The sequence below is a fragment of the Brachybacterium sp. GCM10030267 genome (assembly GCF_042666875.1).
Classification (GTDB): Bacteria; Actinomycetota; Actinomycetes; order Actinomycetales; family Dermabacteraceae; genus Brachybacterium.
Genome location: NZ_JBHTCX010000008.1, coordinates 55,647 through 74,945, shown reverse-complemented (window position 1 = coordinate 74,945; position 19,299 = coordinate 55,647). Strand labels below are relative to the sequence as shown.

Genomic DNA, 19,299 nt, shown 5'->3' with positions numbered 1-19,299 from the left:
CGACTGAGGGCGCGAAGCGAGGAGTGACCATGGCGGAAGATCCCGCGAACCGCGCTGACGGCGCCGACCCCGTCGAGTCGGCCGAGCATCCCACTCCCGCCCCCGGCCCCGCCGGGCCTGCGGCCCCGTCGTCGCGTCGGGTCCGGGGCCGGATCGGGGTCGTGGCCGTGATGATCCTGTGCGGTCTCCTGTTCGCCACCACCGGCCGGCTGGCCGGCGGAAGCTCGCTGCGTGACGAGAGCGGCGACGTCGCCGGGGTGCTGCAGGAGCGCGGGCGGACGATCGAGGAGCTCACCGAGGACGCGGAGGCCAAGCGCGCGGAGATCGAGGAGCTGACGCAGGAGGGCGGGAACGCCGCGGCCGACGAGCGCACCACGGAGGTCTCCGACGCCGTCGGGCTCAGCGAGGTCAGCGGGCCCGCCCTGCGCATCACCCTGACCGACGCGCCCAACAGCGCGCTGGGTTCCGTCCCGGACGTCGAGCCCGATGATCTCGTGGTCCACCAGCAGGACATGGAGTCCTACATCAACGCGCTGTGGGCCGGCGGGGCGGAGGCGATGATGCTGCAGGACCAGCGTGTGATCAACGGCAGTGCCTTCCGCTGCGCCGGCAACACGCTGCTGCTGGAAGGCCGCGTCTACTCCCCGCCCTTCGTGATCACCGTCATCGGCCCCACCGAGGAGATGCTCGCAGCGCTCGACGAGTCGCAGGGGGTCTCGGTGTACCGTGAATGGGTGGACTACGTGGGTCTGGGGGAGCGCATCGAGACGCTGGACTCGCAGACCCTGCCCGCCTTCTCGGGGTCCCTCACGCTCGACGTCGCGCAGGCCGCATGATGGCCCGACGTTCCAGGCACCGCGCGCGGCCGCAGCAGCGCGGGCCGGGCGTCGTCGGCGGCGTGATAGGTGTCCTGGGGGAGCTGCTGCTGACGGCGGGCGCGCTGCTGCTGCTGTTCCTGGTGTGGCAGCTGTGGTGGACCGACGTCATGGCCGATCGCGAGCAGTCCGGCATCATCGCCGGCCTCGACTCCGAGTGGGGTCAGGTCGACCAGGAGCGCATCGCCCCCGCCCAGGAGGGCCCGCCCCCGGTGCCCGAGATCCCCGGCGAGAACATGGTGTGGGGCACCATGCACGTGCCCGCCTTCGATCGCGACCGCTTCCCACTGGCCGAGGGCGTGAGCCTCGAGGACGTCCTCAACGTCAAGGGCGTGGGCCACTATCCCGAGACCGCACTGCCCGGCCAGGTCGGGAACTTCTCCGTGGCCGGGCACCGCAACACCTACGGTCGACCGTTCGAGGACATCGCCCGGCTCGAGGCGGGCGATCCGATCGTCGTCGAGACCGCCGAGGCGTTCTACGTCTACGAGGTCACCGAGTCGCTGATCGTGATGCCCCAGGACGTCGAGGTGATCGCCCCGAACCCGGCGGATCCCGAGGCCGAGCCCACCGAGCGGATGCTGACCCTGACGGCCTGCCACCCGATGTACTCGGCGCGCGAGCGCTACATCGTCCACGCCGAGTTCGCGTACTGGACCGACCGTGCCGACGGGATCCCGGAGGCCCTCGCCGCGCAGGGCGGGGCGTCCGACGGGGCCGGCGCAGCGGAGAGAGCGACCGACGGGAGTGACGAGGAGGACGCGACCGCGGCGGCCGTCACCCTCCCCGTGGCGCGCGAGGAGGAGAGCTGATGTACGCCTGGCTGTTCCGGCACCTGCCCGGCCCCCGCTGGGCGCGCATCGTGATCACCGTGCTGCTGCTGGCTGCGATCGTGGTGGCCCTGTTCGGGTGGGTCTTCCCCGCGATCGCGCCCTACGTGCCGCTGAACGACGGACTCGTCGGCTCCCGCGGAGCCCCCGGCCAGACCGGTGCGCCGGCCGTCTGACCCGTGCCGCCGCGTGCTCAGCCGGCGGTCATGAGGGGCTTCAGCCCCGCGGAGCGCTCGGCGGCGTCGATGCCGTCGCACAGCTCGAGGAACCGCGCCAGCATCAGGTGCCCGTTCTCGGTGAGCACGGACTCGGGGTGGAACTGGACGCCGTGCAGCGGGAGCTCGCGGTGGACCAGGCCCATCACCATGCCATCGGCGGTGCGGGCGGTGATCTCGAGGACCTCGGGGATCGTCTCGGGCACGACGGTCAGCGAGTGATAGCGGGTCGCCGTCATCGGCGACGGGGCCCCGGCGAAGACGCTGCGCCCCTCATGGGTGAGGTCGCTGGTGCGCCCGTGCATGAGCTGCGGGGCATGGCCGACGGTGGCCCCGAAGTACTGACCCAGCGCCTGATGGCCCAGGCAGACTCCGAGCATCGGCACGGATCCCTCGGCGCAGGCGCCGATCACCTCGAGGGTGCGGCCGGCCGTGGTCGGGTTGCCGGGACCGGGGGAGATGAGCACCCCGTCGAATCCGGTGAGGTCGACGGCGCCCGCCTCGTCGGCGGGGACCTCGTCGTTGCGCACCACGACGGTCCGGGCGCCCATCTGCTGGAGGTACCCGACGATCGTGTAGACGAAGCTGTCGTAGTTGTCGATGACCAGCACGCGAGCCGGAGAGGTATCAGTCGCCACCGTTTCCTCCTCCGACGGCCTCGTCGACGTTGCCGCCGCCGTTTCCGCCGCCGCCATTGCCGTTGCCGCCACCGTTGCCGTTGCCGCCACCGTTGCCGTTCCCGCCGCCGGTCTCCTCACTCGGCGTCTCGCTCGGCGTCTCGCTGGGCGTCTCGCTCGGGGTGTCGCTGGGCGACGGGCTCGGTGAGTCGCTGGGGGTCGGCGAGGGCGTGGCCTCCGGCCCGTCGGAGACCACGATGGTCACGGTCGAGCCGCGCTCGGCGTCCTCGTTGGCCTCGGGGTCGGTGCGGATCACCCGTCCCTCCTCCACGCTGTCGGAGTTCTCCCGCTCCGTGACGGTGCCGAAGCCCTCATCGCCGAGCACCTGCTGGGCTTCCTCGAGCGTGCGGCCGGTGACGTTGGGAACCGCCACGGGGCCGGGCGCCGCGGCCACCACCAGGTCGACCCGGGAGCCGTACGGCGCGGTCCCGCTCTCGGCGGTGGGCGTCTGGGTGAGCACCGTGCCCGGGTCCGCCTCGGCGTCCTCCCGCTCGGAGGAGGCGACCTCGAAGCCGCGCGCCTCCAGGGACTCCTGGGCCTGCTCCAGGGCGACGCCCTCGACGTTGGGGATCTCGACGTCGCCCGAGGCGACGGTCAGCTGCACCACGGTGCCGCGCTCGGTGCTGGTGCCGCCCTGCGGATCGGACCGCAGCACGGTGCCGCGCTCCTTCGCCGCATCCTCCTCGCCGGCGACCTCGGAGTCGAGCCCGGCGTCCTCGAGGGCCTGTTCGGCCTCCTCGCGGCTCATGTCCGTGACGTCGGGGACCTCCACCGCCTCCGGACCGGCGGAGACGGTCACCGCCACGGTGGAGCCGACCTCGACCTCCTCGCCCTCCGGCGGATCGGTCTCGATGACGGTCCCGGCCTCCACGTCCTGGGAGGCGACCTGGCTGAACTCGGCCTCGAGCCCGGCCTCGTCGAGGATCGTGCGGGCCTCGTCCTCGGTCTCCCCGGCCACGGCCGGCACCGCCACCGTCTCCGGCTCGGAGGGTCCGAACGGATTGAAGTAGACCAGCGCGGCGGCGATCAGGGCGAGGACGGCGAGCAGGACCAGGATGATCAGCCACCAGGGGCGCTTGCGCTTCGGCTCCTCCTCGACCTCCGCGGGGGAGTGGGGAGTGAGACCGGTGGGCTCAGCGGGCGCGCCGCTGCTCCAGTCCGCGGCCCGCGTGGTCGTGGCCGCTCCCGCCCCGGCGGCCGCGCCGGCAGCGCTCATCGCCGGCAGGGCCTCGGTGGCGTCGCCGACCGGGCCCAGCACGGTGGTTGCCTCGGCGTCGGACCCTGCCGGGACGGCCCCGGCGACCAGTGCCGGGGTGCGGCCGGAGACGGCGGCGGCGATGTCGCGGGAGAACGCGACGGCGCTGGGGTAGCGCTTCTCGCGGTCCTTGGCCAGGCCCGTGAGGATCACGGCATCCAGCGCGGGCGTGATCGCGGGGTTGTAGGCCGACGGGGGCTGAGGCTCCTCGCGCACGTGCTGGTAGGCGATGGAGACCGGGGTGTCGCCGGTGAACGGCGGGCGCCCGGTGAGCATCTCGTACATCACGCACGCGGCGGAGTAGATGTCCGAGCGGGCATCGACCAGCTGGCCGCGGGCCTGCTCCGGCGAGAGGTACTGGGCGGTGCCCATCACGGCCTGGGTGGCCGTCATCGCGCTGGTGGCGTCGGCGACCGCGCGGGCGATGCCGAAGTCCATGACCTTGACCGCGCCCGAGTCGGTGATCATCACGTTGCCCGGCTTGATGTCGCGGTGGACGATCCCGGCCCGGTGCGAGTACTCCAGGGCGCTGAGCAGCGCGGCCATGACCTCCCCGGCCTGATGGGCGTCCATCGGGGGGTCGACGTGCTCGCGCAGCGTGGTGCCGTGGACGTACTCCATCACGATGTAGGGGATGGTGACGTCGGCGCCGGTGACCGTGCTCTGGTGCTCCTCGCCGGTGTCGTACACGGCGACGATCGAGGGATGGTTCAGCGAGGCGGCGCTGTGCGCCTCACGGCGGAACCTCTCCTGAAAATTGGAATCCCGGGCCAGATCGGAGCGCAGCACCTTGACGGCGACCGTGCGGTGCAGGCGGGTGTCCTCCGCCAGGAACACCTCGGCCATGCCGCCTGTCCCGAGGATGCGCCCCAGCACGTAGCGGCCTCCCAGGACCACGTTCTCTTCGCTCACTCCACACCTGTCCTCGTGCCGTGGCCGACACCGACCGATCCGTTCATCGTACGTGCTGACACCGTCTCCCCGGGCCCGACCTGGTCGAACCGGTCGAACTGGTCGACGGGGCCGAGCCCCGTCGCGCCCAGGGGCAACCATCCCATTCCTCCGGCGACCGCGACCGCGATGACCACCACCACGAGGATCACCAGGATCAGCCCGGGCAGGGACAGTGGCCCGATCCGTCGGCCCGTCGAGGTGCCCCGCACGGTCCGGGCCGAGGCGGCGGTGTCCACCCCGCCCGGCGTCCCGTCCCGGGACGACCGGTCTGCGGTCCGCTCCCGCGACGAGGTGCGCGGCGCCGGCGACGGGGACGCCGCGGAGCGCGCGGACCCGGCAGAGACAGCCGACGCAGCGGAACCGGCCGACGCAGCAGAGCGCGCCGAGGTCGCCGACGCGCCGGAGCGGTGCCGGACCCCTCGGCCCCGGCCCGACAGCGGCAGCGGCATCGCGGCGGTCCGGGTCCCCGTCGGCGAGGCGCCCGGCCCGGTGCGCGGACGCTCCCCGGTGCCGCTCTCGCCGCGCACGGCGTTCTCACCGGTCCAGTCGTGGTCCTCGACCCGGGTGACCGGGATCGCGCCGGTGGTGAAGCGCGGCTCCACGCCGCGCTGGATGGCCTCCAGGATCCGGGCCACCGCCGCCGCCGAACGGGGGCGGTTGGCCGGGGCCTTGGCCAGCGTCATCATCACCAGGCGCCGCAGGTCCTCGTTGATCGACTCGGGCAGCTCCGGGGGCTGCTGCTTGACCTGGGCCATGGCGATCTCGACCTGGCTGGAGCCGGTGAAGGGCCGGTGGCCGGCGAGCATCTCGTAGGCCACGATCCCCAGGGCGTAGATGTCCGAGAGGGAGGTGGCCTGCTTGCCCATCGCCTGCTCGGGGGAGAGGTACTGGGCGGTGCCCATCACAAGGCCGGTCTTGGTCAGCCGGGCCTGGTCCTTGCTGCGGGCGATCCCGAAGTCGGTGATCTTCATCGACCAGCCGTTGTCCTCGTCGACCAGCACGTTCTCCGGCTTCACGTCGCGGTGGACGACCCCCTTGGAGTGGGCGGCATCCAGCGCGCGGGCGAGCTCGATGAGGATCGAGATGACCCGCTTCTCGGGCAGCCCGCCGGGGTTCTCCTCGATGATGTCCGACAGCGGCCGGCCGGGGCAGAGCTCCATGACGATGTAGGCGCGCCCGTCCAGCTCGCCGTAGTCGTACAGGGCGGCGATCGCGTCGTGCGAGAGGGCGGCGGTGTGGCGGGCCTCGGCGCGGAAGCGCTTGAGGAAGCCCTCGTCCCCGGCGTACTCCTCGCGCAGCACCTTGACGGCCACCTTGCGATCGAGCTCCTGGTCCTGGCCCTTCCAGACCTGTCCCATGCCGCCGGTGGCGATGAGCGAGGTCAGCTCGTAGCGCCCTTCGAGCACGAGTCCTGGTTCGGTCCTCATGGATCGATCACCGCCTCCATCACGTCCTGGGCGATCGGTGCCGCCGTCTGCGACCCGTATCCGCCCTCCTCGACCACGACCGAGAGCGCCACCTTCTGCTCGTCGGTCTGCCCGTAGCCCACGAACCAGGAGTGGGCCGCGCGGTCCTGGCCCCACTGCGCGGTGCCGGTCTTGCCGCCGACCTCCACGCCGTCGACGGCCGCGGCCGTCCCGGTCCCGTCCTCGACGACCCCGACCATCATCTGGCGCATCTGGGCGGCGTTGGCGGCGCTGACCGGCTGGCCGAGCTCGTCCGGGGTCAGCTCGGCCACCGTGGAGAGGTCGCTGGTGCGCACGGCCTGGACCAGCTGGGGCTGCATCACCACCCCGTCGTTGGCGAAGGTGCCGGCGACCATGGCCATCTGCAGCGGCGTCACCCGGGTCTCGAACTGCCCGATCGACGTGGTGGCGAGCTGGGCGGGATCGAGATCGGTGCCGATCGAGGACGGCGTGACCGACAGCGGGATCTCCAGGCGCTGACCGAAGCCGAACTCCTCGGCGGTGCTTCGCAGCTGGTCCTCGCCGACCTTCTGCCCGAGCAGCGCGAAGGAGGTGTTGCAGGACTGGCGCAGGGCGTCGGCCAGGGTGGACTCTTCACCGGGCCCGCAGGGCTCGGTGCCGCCGCCGGCATGGTTGTTCATCACCGACGACGAGTTCGGCAGCTGGTACGTCCCCGGCCCCGGGATCACCGAGTCCGCGGTGGCCGTGCCGGATTCGAGGGCGGCCGCGGCGACGACGAGCTTGAACGCCGAGCCGGGCGGGTAGAGGTCCCCGCCGATGGCGCGGTTGGTCAGCGGGCGCTGGGGATCCTCGTTCAGCTCCGTCCACGCGTCCTGGACCGCCCCGATGTCGTGGGAGGCCAGTCGGTTGGGGTCGTAGCTGGGGGAGGAGACCATGGCCAGGATCGCCCCGGTCTCCGGGTCCAGCGCGACCACGGAGCCGCGGCGGCCGTCCAGCGCCTCCCACGCGGCCTCCTGGGCGCCGGAGTCCAGCGTCAGCTCGACCGTCGCCCCCCGGCCCTGCTTGCCCGAGAGGATGTCGGAGATGCGGTGGTAGAACAGCGCATCGGCCTCACCGGACAGCGTGTCGTTCAGGGCCCGCTCGATGCCGGAGAAGCCGTAGACCACCGAGTAGTAGCCCGTGACCGGGGCGTACATGGCTCCGGGGTCGTAGCCGCGCAGGTACCCGTAGGTGTCCCCGGACTCCTGCGAGCTCGCGATCACCTCGCCGTCGACCACGATCGGGCCGCGGTGGCGGCCGTACTCGTTGTAGCGGGTGCGGTCGTTCTCGCCGTGGGCGTTCAGCCGGTCCTGGGCGACGACCTGGAAATAGGTGGTGGAGGTGAACAGCAGCACGAACAGCACGCTGATCACCAGCCACACATGGCGCAGGGGCCTGTTCACGCCATCACCTCCCCGCCGGTGCCGTGCGGGACCGGCCGTGCGGTCTCGCCGCCGCTGCCGTTCGCCCCGGGCACGTTGCGGGCGGCGGGCCGGCGGGCGGCGTCCGAGAGCCGCACCAGGATGCCCGCGACGATCCAGTTGCACACCAGCGAGCTGCCGCCGGCGGCCAGGAACGGCAACGTGAGGCCGGTCAGGGGGATCACCCGGGTGAGGCCGCCGACGACGACGAACACCTGCAGGGCGAGGACGAAGCCGAGACCGCCGGCCAGCAGGGTCCCGAACCCGTCGGAGATGCCGACGGCGGCGCGCACGGCGCGCTGGACCAGCAGCAGGTACAGCAGCAGCAGGGCGAAGGCGCCGACCAGCCCCAGCTCCTCCGCGAAGGAGGCGAAGATGAAGTCGGACTCGGCGAAGGGCACCACGTCGGGCCGTCCCTCACCCAGGCCGGCGCCGGTGATCCCGCCGTTGGCGAGCCCGAACAGGCCCTGACCGATCTGCTCGCAGGTGCTGAAGTTCGCGCTGGAGAGCGGGTCCAGCCAGCAGGTGATGCGCGTCTTGACGTGGCCCATCTGGGTGGCCGCGAAGATGGCCGGCGGCAGGAACAGCACGGCCCCGATCACCAGCCAGCTCAGGCGGTCCGTGGCCACGTACAGCATCACCACGAACAGGCCGAAGAACATCAGCGAGGTGCCCAGGTCGGTCTGGAACACGAGCACCGCCATCGCGAAACCCCAGGCCACCAGGATCGGGCCGAAGTCGGACCAGCGGGGCAGGTGGATGCCGAGCACCTTGGGCCCGGCCAGGGCGAGGGTGTCGCGGCGGGAGACCAGGTAGCCGGCGAAGAAGATCGCGAAGGCGATCTTGGCCAGCTCGGCAGGCTGGAAGCTGTAGCTGCCGATCGAGATCCAGATCTGGGAGCCGTAGCGCGCGGAGCCGATCACCGGCAGCAGGGGCAGCAGCAGCAGCACCGCACCGGTGACCGCGGAGATCCACGAGTAGCGGCGCAGGTGGCGGTGATCGCGCAGGAGCACCAGCACGCCCACGCACAGCATCACCCCGATGGCGGCCCACAGCATCTGCCGGTCGGCACTGCCGGAAGAGCGCACCGAGTAGATCTCATGGGCGGCGTGGACGCTCTCGATCACCGCGATGCCCAGCAGGTTCAGCAGCACCACCACGGGCAGGATCACCGGGTCCGCGTACGGTGCGCGCCACATGACCGCGATCTGCAGCGCCCCGGCGAGCACCACGGCGCCGATGGCGTACTGCGGCATGTTCGCCGGCAGCTCCTCGTAGCGCCCCAGACCCACCAGGGCGTAGGCGCCCAGGCCGATCACGACCGCGAACGCCAGCAGCGCGGCCTGGGTCAGCCGGCGCGGGCGAGCGGTGTAGGACACGATGGTGGCCACTAGGTCTCCTCACCCGGGCCGGGGCTCGCGCCGTCGCCGGTGCTCCCGCCGATCCCTCCGCCGTCGGAGGGGCCTCCACCGTCGGAGGGGGCGGGAGAGCTGGGAGGCGGCCGGTTCGCGGCGGCGACCTGCTCGAGGCGGTCGATGATCGCCTCGGCCGAGTCCCGGTCGCTCGCCGAGATCGTGTTCTCGACCTGCTGACGGGTCGCCTCGGGAAGATCGTCCAGGGCCACGTCGGTGACCTCGACCGGGTCGGACATCGAGATCGGGCCGAGATCCTGGGACAGGCCCTGGTAGAGGACCACGTCGGTGCCGTCGGTGCCCACGTAGTACTGCCGCTGGGACCAGGCGTACCCCGCCCACAGCACGCCGCCCAGCAGCGCGACCAGCAGCACCATCGCCACCAGCGCGGGCCAGGGGCTGCGCCGCGGCGGCTCGTCCTCGGAGAAGTCCTCGTCCTCGTAGGGGACCTCCGGCTCCTCGCGGGTCAGTGCGGCCGCCTTCGCGGCGGGGCCGGAGGCGGCGGTGGGCTGATTGCGGTTGCGCGCCGCCGAGCCCACGATCTGCGGGGCGGAGGACGGGGCCTCCTCGCCGCGGGGCAGCTCGTCGAGATCGATGACGTCGGCGACGATGCAGGTGATGTTGTCGGGGCCGCCGCCCTTCAGGGCCAGCTGGACCAGCTCGTCGGCGCACTCGCCGGGATCGGCGAACTCCTTGAGGGTGGCGTCGATCGTGTCCAGCGAGACCAGGCCCGACAGGCCGTCCGAGCACAGCATCCAGCGGTCGCCCGGATGGGCCGGGCGCAGCGACAGATCCAGCTCGGGGTCGGCGTCGACGTCGCCGAGCACGCGCATCAGCACCGAGCGCTGAGGATGGCGCTCGGCCTCCTCCTCGGTCAGCCGGCCTTCGTCCAGCAGGCGCTGGACGAAGGTGTGGTCCTTGGTGACCTGGGTGGTCTCCTCCTCGCGCAGCAGGTAGGCGCGGGAGTCGCCGATGTGGGCGAGGGCGAACTTGCCCTCGGCGCGCAGCAGGGCGGTGATGGTGGTGCCCAGGCCCCGCAGCTGCGGCTCGTCGCGCGCCCGGCGCAGGATCTCCTGGTTGGCATCGAGCACGGACTCCTCGAGGGTCGCGACGATGTCCGAGGCGGGCGTGTCCGAGTCGAGCCCGGCCAGCCGCCCGATGGCGACGGAGGAGGCGACGTCGCCGCCGGCGTGGCCGCCCATGCCGTCAGCGACCACCAGCAGGTGACTGCCCGCGTAGCCGGAGTCCTGGTTGTTGGACCGCACGAGGCCGACGTCGGAGCGGGCGGCGTACCGCAGGGCGATGCTCATCGCGGACCTCGTCTCAGCTCGATCTCGGTGCGGCCGATCCGCACCTGAGCACCGGGCCTGAACGGTACGGATCCTTCGATGCGCCGGCCGGAGACCAGGGTGCCGTTGGTGGAGCCCAGATCCTCCACCATCCACTCGCCCTCGCGCTGGAAGACGCGGGCGTGGCGGTTCGAGGCGTAGTCGTCATCGAGCACGAGGGTGCACTCGGGGGCACGTCCGATCAGGATCGGGGTGGAACCCAGCGTGAGCGAGGTCCCGCGCAGGGGACCGGCGGTGACGACCATCGCGGTGGCCGTGACCTCCGGGTCGGTGCGCAGCGCGGACGGGTCGGCGTCGGACCGCGAGGAGTTCCCGCCGGGAGCGGTGGAGGCAGGGCGCTGCTCACGGCGCGGATCGCGGCTGGAGCGGGTCACGACCGTGGTCCCGAACAGGTCGTTGCGCAGCACCAGCACCGCGATGATCACGAACACCCACAGCGCCAGGACGAAGCCCAGGCGGAGGGCGACGAGGGTCAGTTCGCTCATGTGATCGTCACCCGGTCACCAGCTGACCGGGCCGGCGGCCGGGAGCAGCACGGTCAGGCGGGTGCGGCCGATCTTGATCAGCGAACGGTCCTGCAGGGTGACCGGCGTGCGGATCCGCTCGCCGTCGACGAAGGTGCCGTTGGTCGAGCCGAGGTCGGTCGCCACCAGCGCGCCCTCGCCGTCGGTGCGCAGCTCCAGGTGATGGCGGGAGACCCCGGTGTCCTCGAGGATGATGTCCGCGTCGCCGCCGCGGCCGATCACCGTCACCGGCCCCGTCAGCAGGTACTGCTGGCCGTCGATCTCGACGATGGGGCTGGATCCTGCCCCGGAGCGGGCGGCGCCGGTGGCGGGGGCCACGCTGCCGCGCTCGGTGCGGGACTCGGTCTCGAAACGGCCGGGGCGGACCTCGTCGTCGCGCTCCAGGCCCACCACGACGCCGCCGGCGAACATGTAGCGCTGCTTCTCGGCGTGCTCCATGAGCAGTCGCTGCAGCTCGTCGATCAGGGTGTCCTGCCAGGAGGCGAAGCGGTCGAAGTCCTGGGAATGGAGATAGATCGTGTACACGTTCGGCGCCAGGGTCCGGGTGCGGTCGAGCACCTGGATCTGGTCGTCGCACTCGCGCTTGAGCCCCTGCGCGAGGTCGAGGGGTTTCAGCTGCCCGCGCCCCGGCGAGAACACGCTCGTCACGCCGCGGTCGAGGCCGCGCTCGATCCGATCCAAGATCCCCACGGTGGTCCTTCGCTGTCGCTGTCCCTGCACCCCGCCGGCCGACGGGGCTGTTCGCCCTCCCGATCGTAGCGCGTGGCCAGGTCATCGACCCGCCGACGGAGCGGTGGGGCAGCAAGGGATTCGTGCAGGAACCGTAAAGGACTCCCGGCGGGCAGGTCAGGCGTGGACGTGGACGCGACGGCCCTCGACCATCCAGCCGCGCGACCACAGCATGTCGGTGGCGGCGGTGGAGATGCGGCAGCAGCCGTGGGAGGCCGGGTAGGTCGGGATCGACGTGGATCCGTGGATGGCCCAGCCGCGGTCGTAGTACCCGGGGCGGTACAGGTCCCCCAGCGAGCCGGACTGCCAGCCGTCGGGGTAGAAGGAGTACATCTCAAAGTCGCCCTCCGGCGTGGTCGCCGTCTTCCAGCGCCCGTCGGAGTAGTACTCCTCGCCGCTGCCGGTGGAGGTGTTCAGGATGTACCGCAGGTCGCTGTCCCAGGTGGCGGTGATCAGCTGCGTGCTGAGATCGACCTCGAAGCTGTACCCCTCGGTCTGCTCCCGGCTCGGCTGGACGCCGTCCGCGATCGCGCCGTACGTGTCCGGGCCGACGACGCCGTCCGTGGCCAGGCCTCCCGCCTTCTGCAGGGCGAACACGGCCTGCTCGGTGATGTGCCCGAAGCTGCCGTCGGCCTCGCCGCACCAGTAGTTCAGCGAAGTCAGGTCCTCCTGCAGGGCCGTCACGTCCGAGCTGCGGTCCCCCTTGCGCAGCGTCGGGGCCGCGGCGGCGGGGCCGGCGCCCACGGCGAGCCCGGCGCCCAGCGTGCCCACCCCGAGCAGCAGGGTGCGGCGGGTCGGTGTCCTGGAACGGCCGGGCGCGGCCGGGCCGCTTGCTCGTGCACTGCTTCTGGTGATGATCGACATGATCTCTTCCCCTCTGTTCTCCCCTGACGGACTGATTTTCTGGGCACCTGTACGAGATGTGGGCTTCATCCTGCACGGGTCAAGGAAGTGCAAACAAGGGGAAAAGTCGACTGGTCTCCGAGATTCTTGTGAGGGTTCTGTGACGCCGCAGGTCGGCACCTGGTTTCCAGTGGGTCAGCAGCGCGGGCCGGTCCGTCGGGCCCGCGGCGGACGGGCCCCCGTGCCATATTTGAGGCGTGGAGACCGCGAGCCAGCCCCCGCCCGACCAGCCCCGCCGGCCTGACCGGTCCGGCCAGGCCCGCCGGCCCGAGATCCCGGTCGACGCCGATTTCGAGCACGCCCTCGGCGTCACCGACGCCGGCGCCACCGTGCACACCCAGGGCGATGTCGAGCGGGTGTGGGATCTGGCCAGCGTCTCCAAGCCGCTCGCCGCGCTCGGCGTGCTGGTCGCCGTCGAGCGCGGGCTCGTGGACCTCGACGAGCCCGCGGGACCCGAGGGCGCCACCGTCCGCCACCTGCTGGCGCACACCGCCGGCTACGCCTTCGACGGGGAGTCGACGGTCGCCGCGCCCGGCACCCGCCGCATCTACTCCAACACCGGCTTCGAGGTCCTCGCCGCCCACGTCGAGCAGTCCACCGGGTACGAGTACGAGGACTGGATGGAGCAGACCGTCGTCCAGGGGCTCTCACTGCGCGACGTCGAGGTCACCGGCTCCCCGGCGGCCGGATACCGCGGCAGCATCCGGGACCTGCTGGCCGTCGGCCGGGAGCTGCTCGAGCCCACCCTGATCTCGCGGGAGCTGTGGCGCGAGGCGAGCGCCGTCCAGTTCCCGGGGCTGGCCGGCATCCTGCCCGGCTACGGGCGCCAGAAGCCCAACGACTGGGGCCTGGGGTTCGAGATCCGGGACGGCAAGGATCCGCACTGGACCGGCACCGCCGCCGCCCCCGAGACCTTCGGGCACTTCGGCCAGTCCGGCTCCTTCCTGTGGGTCGACCCGACGCGCTCCCTGGCCGCCGCCTTCCTCGGCGCCGAGCCCTTCGGCTCCCGGCACGTGGAGATCTGGCCCGGCCTCAGCGACGAGATCCTCGCCCGCTTCGGCGACTCCGCGCGATGAGCGCCCTCGATCTGCTGGAGGACTTCGGCTTCGAGGCCGCCGCGATCGTGCTCGGGCCCGACGGGGTGCGTGAGCAGCGCGGCGACCTCGACCTGCCGCGCCGCTGGCGCTCGGTGACCAAGACCCTCACCGGGTACGCGAGCGCGATCGCGCTGCAGGAGGGGTACGTCGGCCTCGACGACGAGGTGGGCCCGCCCGGCGCGACGCTGCGCCACCTGCTGGCCCACGCCTCCGGGTACTTCTACGAGTCCGACGGGACGCTGCAGGCGCCCGGGCAACGTCGCCACTACTCCAACTTCGGCATCGACGAGGCCGCCCGCCACATCGAGCGAGCCACGGGCTGTGACTTCGGGGACTGGGTGGGGGAGAAGGTCGCGCGCCCGCTGGGGATGAGCCGCCTGGAATGGGGCGGCTCGGCCTCCGTCGGCGCCCGCGGCCCCCTGAGCGACCTGGCGCGCTTCGCCGCGGAGGTGCTGCGCCCGACGCTGCTGGAGCCGGAGTGGTTCACCGCCGCGACCACCCCGTCGTTCCCGGAGCTGGTGGGCATCATGCCGGGCTTCGGCAAGCAGAGCCCGAACCCCTTCGGGCTGGGGTTCGAGGTGCGCGGGGCCAAGTCGCCGCACTGGACGGGGACCGCCAACAGCGAGGAGACCGTCGGGCACTTCGGGATGCGGGGCACCGCGTTCTGGGTGGACCATGCGGCCGATCTCGCCCTCGTGGTCGGCACCTCCCACGACTTCTGCGACGCCCACCGCGAGGTGATGCCGCGCCTGGCCGACGCCGTCCTGGCCGCCCACGCCCGGCGAGCCTGAGCCCGCGGACGTGACGCACGGCTCATGCGGTCGCTAAGCTCGGCCATCGGCGGCGGCTCGGCCCGCCGCCCCGCGAACCCGTCTGCCGGCACCGCCCGGCCCCATCAGCTGGCGCCGAGCGCGCCCTGAGGAGCACCTTCATGTTCGACGACAGGGAACTCACCGAGGCCAGGATCCGCCGCGTCACCCGCGACCACCTCGTTCCCGGCATCTACCAGGAGACCGCCCCGGTCCGGATCACCGCCCACCGCCTCCCCGGCGAGCCGGTGCCCCCGCACGAGGCCATCGGCGCGGATGCGGCGGAGGACTCGCCCTACGCGCCGATCGAGATCGGCGCGCCGCTGGGCCGTCCCTGGTCGACCACCTGGCTGCACATCACCGGCACCGTCCCCGCGGAGTGGGCCGACGACGACGCCTCCGCGCCCGAGCTCCTCGTCGACCTCGCCTTCACCGGCATGCCCGGATTCCAGGCCGAGGCGCTCGCCTTCACCCCCGACGGGGTCCCGCTGAAGGCCATCAACCCCTTCAACCGGTACCTGCCCCTGGCCGCCGGCCAGGAGGTCGACCTCTACCTCGAGTGCGCCGCGAATCCCACCGTCTCGGGCGGATGGTCGTTCGCCCCCACCCCGCTCGGTGACCTCGCGACCATCCCCGAGGAGGAGCTGTACTCGATCTCCCAGCTCCACCTCGCCCGCCGCGACACCCGGATCTGGGAGCTCGTCGAGGACGTCCGCGCCCTCAGCGGGCTGATGGCCGAGCTGCCGGAGACCAGCCAGCGCCGCCACGAGATCCTGCGCGCCCTCGAGGCCGCCTGCGACATCGTCGACCCGGACGACCTGCCCGGCACCGCCGAGGCCGCCCGGGACGTGCTGAGCCCCGCGCTGCAGCGACCGGCCGGCTCCTCGGCGCTGACCGTGCTGGCCACCGGCCACGCCCACATCGACTCCGCCTGGCTGTGGCCCGTGCGCGAGACCGTCCGCAAGGTCGCCCGCACCTTCTCCAACGTCGCCACGCTGCTCGAGCAGGACCCGGACCTCACCTTCTCCGCTTCCTCCGCCCAGCAGTACCAGTGGCTGAAGGACCGCTACCCCGAGCTGTTCGCCCGGATCACCGAGCACGTCGCCGAGGGGCGCTTCGTGCCCGTCGGCGGCATGTGGGTCGAGTCGGACACCAACATGCCCGGCTCCGAGGCCATGGCCCGCCAGTTCATCGCCGGCAAGCGGTTCTTCCGGGAGAACTTCGGGGTCGAGACGCGGGAGACGTGGCTGCCGGACTCCTTCGGCTACTCCGCCGCGCTGCCGCAGATCGCCGCGCTCGCCGGCCAGGAGTTCTTCCTGACCCAGAAGGTCAGCTGGAACCAGACCAACACCTTCCCCCACCACACCTTCCGCTGGGAGGGCCTGGACGGCACCAGCGTCTTCACCCACTTCCCGCCGGCCGACACCTACAACGGCGACCTCAGCGGCGCCGAGCTTGCCTACTTCGAGCGGAACTTCAAGGAGAAGGGCCGCGCGAGCATCGGGATGGACCTGTTCGGCCACGGCGACGGGGGCGGCGGACCCACCCGCGAGATGCTGGCCGCCGGCCGCCGGGCCTCCGACCTCGAGGGCTCCCCGCGCGTCGAGTTCGGCACCGCCGAGGACTTCTTCGAGCGCGCGAGGGAGGAGTACCCCGACGCCCCGGTGTGGAACGGGGAGCTCTACCTCGAGCTGCACCGCGGCACCTACTCCGCGCAGCTGGGCACCAAGCAGGGCAACCGCCGCAGCGAGCACGTGCTGCACGAGGCCGAGTTCCTGGCCTCCCTCGCCGCGATCCGCGCCGGGTACGACTACCCGTACGACGAGCTCGAGGCGCTGTGGCACGACACGCTGCTGAACCAGTTCCACGACATCCTCCCCGGCTCCTCGATCGCGTGGGTTCACCGCGAGGCGGAGCAGCAGCACGCCCGGATCGCCGAGCGCGCTGAACGGATCATCGAGCAGTCGCTGTCCGCACTCGGCGCCGGGGACGCGGAGAGCGACGCGAAGGGCACAGGGCCCGAGACGCCCGCTGACGGACCCGATGCGGAGGGCGGCTGCCCCTCCCGGACGCTGCTGAACACTGCGCCCGTCGCCCGCCGCGGCGTTCCCGCCTACTCCGCCGGGACGGTCAGCAACGGCCAGGAAGCGGTGGTCGTCATCCGCGAGGGCGGGACCATCACCATCGAGAACGCCTCGGTGCGCGCGGTGCTGGATCCCTCCGGGGCGATCTCCTCGCTGGTGGACCGCGCGAGCGGCCGCGAGGCCATCGCCCCCGGCAGCCGCGGCGCGCTGCTGCAGCTGCACCGCGACACCCCCAACGCCTGGGACGCCTGGGACATCGACGAGTTCTACCGCCACGTGGTGCGGGACCTCGAGACCCCCACCGACGTCGAGGTCAGCGAGGCCGACGCCGGCGTGCGGGTCTCCTTCACCTACACCACCGCGCTGGCCGACGGGGCCGAGACCTCCGGCGTCACCGGCGCCGGGTCCACCATCGTCAAGACCTACCGGCTGCGCCCGGACGACGAGTCGCTGGAGATCATCCACGACATCGACTGGCGCGAGCGCAAGAAGGCCCTCAAACTCGCCTTCCCCCTCGACGTGCGCGCCGCCCACCTCAGCAGCGAGATCCAGTTCGGCCACCTCGACCGGCCCATCCCCGTGAACACCAGCTGGGACTTCGCCCGCTTCGAGACCTGCGCCCACCGCTGGGTCCACCTCGCCGAGGGCGACTACGGGGTGGCCATCGCCAACGACTCCACCTACGGCCACGACGTGCTGCGCACCGTGCGCGAGGACGACGGCGGGACCACCACCACGACCCGGCTCACCCTGGTGCGCGCCCCGGAGTACCCCGACCCCGGCGCCGACCACGGGACGTACACGCTGCGGGTCGCGGTGCGGCCCGGGGCGGGGATCCGCGAGGCCATCGAGGAGGGGTACCGGATCAACCTGCCCGAGCGCTTCCTCGGCGGCGCCGGTGCGCCGGCCGCCGCCGCGCCGCTGGTCGCCGTCGATTCCCCGAGCGTGCTGATGGAGACGGTGAAGCTGGCCGAGGACCGTTCCGGTGATCTCGTGGTGCGGCTGTACGAGTCCGAGGGCGCCCGTGCGTCGGCGACGGTGAGGCTGGACGGGGCGCTCGGGACGGCCGTCTCGGTCGTCGACCTGCTCGAGCAGCCCTTCGGCGAGGACGCCCCCGCTGTCCGCTCGGCGCTGACGCGCGGTGAGGACGGCAGCGTGGAGCTGGCCTTCCGCCCCTTCGAGATCAAGACGCTGCGGATCGCGCGCGGGTGACTCGCGGCGTTGGCTCGCGCGGGGTGACTCGCGCGGCTGACCCGCGGCGAGCGAGGGCGACCGGGAGGTAGGTCTCCGGCCGTCCGCGGGGCCCGCGTCAGAACTGCCCGGCCAGGGACGCTACAGTGGCGTCCGCCGTGGTGAATCGGGCCGCCGGTCCGTCGTCGGACGCGTTCGTCACGGCCTGTTCCCCGGCTGTTCACCGCGGGCGGCGGCCGTCTTTGAGCGGCCTGCGTCCTCGGCTACGTTTAGAGCCGACTCGCTGTTGCACCATCCGGATGCGGACCCCATCCGCAGGCCGGGACCTGGACCTTTTGGAGGACTCTCGAGATGAAGATCGTCGTCGCCGGTGGAGACGGATTCTGTGGCTGGCCCACTGCCCTGTACCTGTCGCAGAAGGGTCACGACGTCACGATCGTGGACAACCTGGTGCGTCGCGAGATCGACGAGGAGCTGGGATCGAACTCCATGACCCCGATCCTCTCCCTCGAGGAGCGGGTGGCGGCCTGGAAGGAGGTCTCCGGCAAGGACATCGCGGTCCGGATCGCCGACCTCACCGACTACGACGCGGTGACCTCCCTGTTCGAGGACATCCAGCCCGAGTCCTTCGTGCACTTCGCCGAGCACCGCAGCGCCCCGTACTCGATGATCGACCGCGAGCACGCGATCGAGAACCACCGCAACAACGTCGAGGGCACCCTGAACGTCCTGTGGGCCATCAAGGACCACGCCCCGGACTGCCACCTCGTCAAGCTCGGCACGATGGGGGAGTACGGCCAGCCCAACATCGACATCGAGGAGGGCTGGATCGAGATCGAGCACAAGGGCCGCACGGACCGTCTGCCCTTCCCCAAGCAGCCCGGCTCGTTCTACCACCTCACCAAGGTCCACGACAGCGACAACATCATGTTCGCCTGCCGCATCTGGGGCATCCGCGCCACGGACCTGAACCAGGGCGTCGTCTACGGCCTGGAGACCGACGAGACCCGCCTGGACCCGCGCCTGGTCAACCGCTTCGACTACGACGCGGTCTTCGGCACGGCCCTGAACCGCTTCATCATCCAGGCGGCCATCGGCCACGACCTCACCGTCTACGGTAACGGCAGCCAGACCCGCGGCTACCTGGACATCCAGGACACCGTGCGCTGCATCGAGATCGCCTGCGAGAACCCGGCCGACCGCGGCGAGTTCCGCGTCTACAACCAGTTCACCGAGCAGTTCTCGGTCAAGGAGCTGGCCGAGAAGGTCCAGAAGGTCGCCCGCGACCTGGGCCTGGAGGCGAACCTCGCGACCACCGAGAACCCGCGCGTGGAGAAGTACGACCACTACTACAACGCGACCAACACCAACCTGCTGGACCTGGGGCTGGAGCCCCACCTGCTGACCGACGAGCACCTCGTCGAGGTCCTCAAGGTCGCCCAGAACAACACCGACCGGGTCAAGCGCGAGCTGGTCATGCCCACCGTGACCTGGAAGTGACGCGGCGA

16 protein-coding genes are annotated in these 19,299 nt (G+C 71.8%); 7 read left to right on the top strand and 9 right to left on the bottom strand.

Features of this window, described 5'->3' with window-relative positions; translation table 11 throughout:
- The first annotated feature begins 29 nt into the window (after positions 1–29).
- Genes ACFQS2_RS07250 through ACFQS2_RS07240 form a run of 3 tightly spaced genes read left to right on the top strand, consistent with a single transcriptional unit; the run spans position 30 to position 1,881 of the window.
- Complete coding sequence (locus ACFQS2_RS07250) at positions 30–836, top strand: DUF881 domain-containing protein (RefSeq protein WP_377018386.1); 807 nt, start codon at positions 30–32, stop codon at positions 834–836.
- Positions 836–1,687: a class E sortase gene (locus ACFQS2_RS07245; RefSeq protein ID WP_377018385.1), complete on the top strand. Its 852-nt coding sequence runs from the start codon at positions 836–838 to the stop codon at positions 1,685–1,687. The genes ACFQS2_RS07250 and ACFQS2_RS07245 overlap by 1 nt, the downstream gene beginning before the upstream one ends.
- The gene (locus ACFQS2_RS07240; RefSeq protein ID WP_377018384.1) at positions 1,687–1,881 is read left to right on the top strand and encodes a hypothetical protein; all 195 of its coding nucleotides are present in this window, start codon (positions 1,687–1,689) and stop codon (positions 1,879–1,881) included. The genes ACFQS2_RS07245 and ACFQS2_RS07240 overlap by 1 nt, the downstream gene beginning before the upstream one ends.
- A 17-nt stretch (positions 1,882–1,898) precedes the next feature.
- Here the strand turns inward: ACFQS2_RS07240 and ACFQS2_RS07235 are convergent, their stop codons facing one another.
- From ACFQS2_RS07235 to ACFQS2_RS07195, 9 genes are all read right to left on the bottom strand, one after another.
- Positions 1,899–2,558, bottom strand: a complete 660-nt coding sequence (locus tag ACFQS2_RS07235; RefSeq protein ID WP_377018383.1) for an anthranilate synthase component II — start codon at positions 2,556–2,558, stop codon at positions 1,899–1,901.
- Positions 2,548–4,764: a Stk1 family PASTA domain-containing Ser/Thr kinase gene (gene pknB / locus ACFQS2_RS07230; RefSeq protein ID WP_377018382.1), complete on the bottom strand. Its 2,217-nt coding sequence runs from the start codon at positions 4,762–4,764 to the stop codon at positions 2,548–2,550. Before pknB ends, ACFQS2_RS07235 begins: the two co-directional genes overlap by 11 nt.
- The gene (locus ACFQS2_RS07225; RefSeq protein WP_377793172.1) at positions 4,761–6,233 is read right to left on the bottom strand and encodes a serine/threonine-protein kinase; all 1,473 of its coding nucleotides are present in this window, start codon (positions 6,231–6,233) and stop codon (positions 4,761–4,763) included. Before ACFQS2_RS07225 ends, pknB begins: the two co-directional genes overlap by 4 nt.
- Complete coding sequence (locus ACFQS2_RS07220; RefSeq protein ID WP_377793171.1) at positions 6,230–7,675, bottom strand: peptidoglycan D,D-transpeptidase FtsI family protein; 1,446 nt, start codon at positions 7,673–7,675, stop codon at positions 6,230–6,232. Before ACFQS2_RS07220 ends, ACFQS2_RS07225 begins: the two co-directional genes overlap by 4 nt.
- Positions 7,672–9,084, bottom strand: a complete 1,413-nt coding sequence (locus ACFQS2_RS07215; protein WP_377793170.1) for an FtsW/RodA/SpoVE family cell cycle protein — start codon at positions 9,082–9,084, stop codon at positions 7,672–7,674. Before ACFQS2_RS07215 ends, ACFQS2_RS07220 begins: the two co-directional genes overlap by 4 nt.
- The gene (locus ACFQS2_RS07210; RefSeq protein ID WP_377793169.1) at positions 9,084–10,415 is read right to left on the bottom strand and encodes a PP2C family protein-serine/threonine phosphatase; all 1,332 of its coding nucleotides are present in this window, start codon (positions 10,413–10,415) and stop codon (positions 9,084–9,086) included. The genes ACFQS2_RS07215 and ACFQS2_RS07210 overlap by 1 nt, the downstream gene beginning before the upstream one ends.
- Positions 10,412–10,939: an FHA domain-containing protein gene (locus tag ACFQS2_RS07205; protein ID WP_377018377.1), complete on the bottom strand. Its 528-nt coding sequence runs from the start codon at positions 10,937–10,939 to the stop codon at positions 10,412–10,414. Before ACFQS2_RS07205 ends, ACFQS2_RS07210 begins: the two co-directional genes overlap by 4 nt.
- A gap of 15 nt (positions 10,940–10,954) precedes the next feature.
- Positions 10,955–11,668: an FhaA domain-containing protein gene (locus tag ACFQS2_RS07200; RefSeq protein WP_377018376.1), complete on the bottom strand. Its 714-nt coding sequence runs from the start codon at positions 11,666–11,668 to the stop codon at positions 10,955–10,957.
- Between the two features lie 156 nt (positions 11,669–11,824).
- Positions 11,825–12,571 carry a peptidoglycan-binding protein gene (locus ACFQS2_RS07195; RefSeq protein WP_377018375.1) on the bottom strand — a complete coding sequence of 249 codons (747 nt, stop codon included), beginning with the start codon at positions 12,569–12,571 and terminating at the stop codon, positions 11,825–11,827.
- A gap of 311 nt (positions 12,572–12,882) precedes the next feature.
- Here ACFQS2_RS07195 and ACFQS2_RS07190 point away from each other — a divergent pair, with 311 nt between their 5' ends.
- The 4 genes from ACFQS2_RS07190 to ACFQS2_RS07175 all read left to right on the top strand — a co-directional run bounded on the left by ACFQS2_RS07190 (position 12,883) and on the right by ACFQS2_RS07175 (position 19,291).
- Complete coding sequence (locus ACFQS2_RS07190; protein ID WP_377018433.1) at positions 12,883–13,686, top strand: serine hydrolase domain-containing protein; 804 nt, start codon at positions 12,883–12,885, stop codon at positions 13,684–13,686.
- Complete coding sequence (locus tag ACFQS2_RS07185; RefSeq protein WP_377018374.1) at positions 13,683–14,498, top strand: serine hydrolase domain-containing protein; 816 nt, start codon at positions 13,683–13,685, stop codon at positions 14,496–14,498. The genes ACFQS2_RS07190 and ACFQS2_RS07185 overlap by 4 nt, the downstream gene beginning before the upstream one ends.
- A gap of 140 nt (positions 14,499–14,638) precedes the next feature.
- Positions 14,639–17,812, top strand: coding sequence for an alpha-mannosidase (locus ACFQS2_RS07180; RefSeq protein ID WP_377018373.1), 3,174 nt, complete (start codon positions 14,639–14,641; stop codon positions 17,810–17,812).
- A gap of 330 nt (positions 17,813–18,142) precedes the next feature.
- The gene (locus ACFQS2_RS07175; protein ID WP_377018372.1) at positions 18,143–19,291 is read left to right on the top strand and encodes an NAD-dependent epimerase/dehydratase family protein; all 1,149 of its coding nucleotides are present in this window, start codon (positions 18,143–18,145) and stop codon (positions 19,289–19,291) included.
- Positions 19,292–19,299: the final 8 nt, after the last annotated feature.

Coding starts and splice junctions, on each gene's coding strand:
- ACFQS2_RS07205 (WP_377018377.1), bottom strand. CDS start 10,939: ATGAGCGAACTGACCCTCGTCGCCCTCCGCCTGGGCTTCGTCCTGGCG.
- ACFQS2_RS07225 (WP_377793172.1), bottom strand. CDS start 6,233: ATGAGGACCGAACCAGGACTCGTGCTCGAAGGGCGCTACGAGCTGACC.
- ACFQS2_RS07180 (WP_377018373.1), top strand. CDS start 14,639: ATGTTCGACGACAGGGAACTCACCGAGGCCAGGATCCGCCGCGTCACC.
- ACFQS2_RS07250 (WP_377018386.1), top strand. CDS start 30: ATGGCGGAAGATCCCGCGAACCGCGCTGACGGCGCCGACCCCGTCGAG.
- ACFQS2_RS07195 (WP_377018375.1), bottom strand. CDS start 12,571: ATGTCGATCATCACCAGAAGCAGTGCACGAGCAAGCGGCCCGGCCGCG.
- ACFQS2_RS07175 (WP_377018372.1), top strand. CDS start 18,143: ATGAAGATCGTCGTCGCCGGTGGAGACGGATTCTGTGGCTGGCCCACT.
- ACFQS2_RS07245 (WP_377018385.1), top strand. CDS start 836: ATGGCCCGACGTTCCAGGCACCGCGCGCGGCCGCAGCAGCGCGGGCCG.
- ACFQS2_RS07185 (WP_377018374.1), top strand. CDS start 13,683: ATGAGCGCCCTCGATCTGCTGGAGGACTTCGGCTTCGAGGCCGCCGCG.
- ACFQS2_RS07240 (WP_377018384.1), top strand. CDS start 1,687: ATGTACGCCTGGCTGTTCCGGCACCTGCCCGGCCCCCGCTGGGCGCGC.
- ACFQS2_RS07210 (WP_377793169.1), bottom strand. CDS start 10,415: ATGAGCATCGCCCTGCGGTACGCCGCCCGCTCCGACGTCGGCCTCGTG.